The sequence below is a fragment of the Ewingella sp. S1.OA.A_B6 genome, from assembly GCF_049889095.1.
GTDB lineage: Bacteria > Pseudomonadota > Gammaproteobacteria > Enterobacterales > Enterobacteriaceae > Ewingella.
Window position 1 is genome coordinate 1 of sequence record NZ_JBLJFK010000038.1, and the last position, 512, is coordinate 512.

1 tRNA gene and 1 rRNA gene are annotated in these 512 nt (G+C 46.7%); both read right to left on the reverse strand.

What is annotated here, in order from left to right:
- Positions 1-216: 216 nt before the first annotated feature.
- Positions 217-292, reverse strand: a tRNA-Glu gene (locus ACMV8I_RS21355).
- A gap of 139 nt (positions 293-431) precedes the next feature.
- A 16S ribosomal RNA gene (locus ACMV8I_RS21360) occupies positions 432-512 on the reverse strand; the annotation flags it as partial.

A 512-nucleotide genomic window follows, 5' to 3' on the forward strand; every position in this document is an offset into this window, starting at 1 on the left:
CACGCGACGCATTGCAAGTCTAGAGAGACTCAACACAGGGTACTCCTTACCTCAGTACTGCTACGGAGAGATAAGTTTCAGCTGTGTCGTTTCAATTTTCAGCTTGTTCCAGATTGTTAAAGAGCAATATCTTAAACACGACTCGCTAGAGTCATCTTTAAGATACTTTGTGGTTCTTAATGAACCGGTGATAATGTCTTTCACTCATTATCGGATTGGCGTCCCCAAGGGGATTCGAACCCCTGTTACAGCCGTGAAAGGGCAGTGTCCTAGGCCTCTAGACGATGGGGACACGAAAAATCTGTACCAAACCCTAAGATTTGGCACTTTCGCATCAGCGTGAAGTCGCCTTCACCGCATCAACAGGTGCTCTTGCTCATTTACATTCATCAGACAATCTGTGTGGACACTGCACAATGCGTATCTTGTGGTAAGGAGGTGATCCAACCGCAGGTTCCCCTACGGTTACCTTGTTACGACTTCACCCCAGTCATGAATCACAAAGTGGTAAG